The organism is Nocardia sp. NPDC004722, assembly GCF_053601505.1.
In genome coordinates this window covers 1-1977 of the sequence record NZ_JBSGBY010000972.1, presented here as the reverse complement: position 1 = coordinate 1977, position 1977 = coordinate 1, and the positions used below count along the sequence as shown (strand labels likewise).

Annotated in this window: 1 protein-coding gene; it reads left to right on the top strand. The window is 70.1% G+C overall.

Going from position 1 to position 1977, the window contains the following annotated elements; translation table 11 throughout:
* Positions 1 to 1977 (top strand): non-ribosomal peptide synthetase (locus tag ACWELQ_RS44725; RefSeq protein WP_452403027.1); only part of this gene is annotated, 1977 nt, incomplete at both ends.

Here is a 1977-nt window from a genome sequence, read left to right as displayed (position 1 = left end):
GTCCGCGGCGGCGGGAGCAACGGCCGACCGGTCCCGGGCGCCGGCCCGGCGCCCGAATGGCCCGAACTGCCCATCCAGTACGCCGATTACACGCTGTGGCAGCAGGATGTGCTGGGCAGCGAGGACGATCCGGAATCCGTGATCAGCCGTCAACTCGACTACTGGCGGCGCGCCCTGGACGGCATCCCGGAACTGCTTGCAGTGCCTGCAGATCGGCCACGACCGCCGGTTCCGACCTACCGCGGCGGCACCGTCGAATGCACCCTGGACGCGTTCACCCATCGTGAGCTGCAGATGCTGGCGGCCGAGCACGGCGTCACCATGTTCATGGTGCTGCACGCGGCACTCGTGGCACTGTTGCATCGACTGACCTCCGGCGACGATATCGCCGTCGGCACACCCATTGCGGGGCGCGGACATCCGGCACTGGACCGTCTGGTCGGCATGTTCGTCGGGACGCTGGTGCTGCGCACCCACCTCGACGGCGGGGCCGCCTTCGCGGATCTGCTGCACGCGGTCCGCGACACCGACCTGGAAGCCTTCGCGCACGCCGACGTCCCGTTCGAGCGCCTCGTCGAGGTGCTCAATCCGGTGCGCTCGCAAGCACATCACCCGATGTTCCAGGTCATGCTGTCGGTGCAGAACCAGCCCGTGCGGGTACTGGAACTGCCTGGCATGCGCATCGAGGCCGACGACGCCGATCCGGGCATCGCCAAATTCGATCTGCAGTTCACCCTCACCGAATCCTGGACCGCCAACCGCGAACCCGACGGGATCACCGTGTCGGTGAACTACGCCGCCGACCTGTTCGAGGAGGTCACCGCGCAGCGGCTGGCACAGCGCTTCGTGCGGCTGCTGGGCGCGGCGGCCGCGAATCCAGCCACCGCCGTGGGTGATCTGGAACTCCTCGATTCGGCCGAATGGTCGGCGCTGGCGCCGGTGCGCGGCACCGAACCCGGGCTGCCCATCACCTTCCCGGAGGTGTTCGAGGCCGCCGCCAACCTCAACCGCTCGGCCATCGCGGTCCGCTCGGCGGGCACCCAGATCTCCTACGACGCCCTCGACCGCTGGACCAACCGGCTCGCCCGGGTGCTCATCGGCTACGGCGTCGGACCGGAAACCCTGGTCGCCATGGGGATTCCGCGCTCGGCCGAATCGGTGGCCGTGATGCTGGCCATCGCCAAGGCCGGGGCCGCGTTCGTGCCCGTCGACCCCAACTACCCGGAACAGCGCATCAGCCACATGCTGCTGGACTCCGGTGCGGCCGTGGGCATCACGCTGTCGTCGTATCGGGAGCGCATGCCCGACGGGGCCAACTGGACCGTGCTGGACGCGCCCTCGTTCCGCCGCCGCGTGCTCGCCACCTCCGACGCGCCGATCGTGGACAGCGAACGCACCACCGCGCTGCGCATGGACAACCCGGCCTACGTCATCTACACCTCCGGGTCCACCGGCATCCCCAAGGGCGTCGTCGTCACCCACGGCGGCCTGTCCAACTTCGCCGCCGAGACCGCGCACCGCTTCGACGTCGGACCCGGCTGCCGCGTCCTGCACTTCGCCACACCGAGTTTCGACGCCGCCATGCTGGATCTGCTGCTCGCCCTGGGCGGCGCGGCCACCCTGGTGATCACGCCGCCCGGCGTGGTCGGCGGGGAGGAACTGGGGCAGGTGTTCATCGAAGAGGGCATCACCCACGCCTTCATCACCACCTCGGCGCTGGGCACCGTCGACCCGACCGGCGTCACCGCGCTGCGGCACGTGCTGGTCGGCGGCGAGGCGCTGCCACCGGATCTGGTCACCCGGTGGGCCCCGGGCCGCAAGCTCTACAACGTGTACGGGCCGACGGAAACCACCATCGTCACGGTGATTTCGCAGCCCATGACACCCGGCGGGCAGATCACCATCGGCGGACCCATCCGCGGCGTGGGCGCCAGCGTGCTCGACGCGCGCCTGAACCCCGCGCCCGGCGGGGTCACC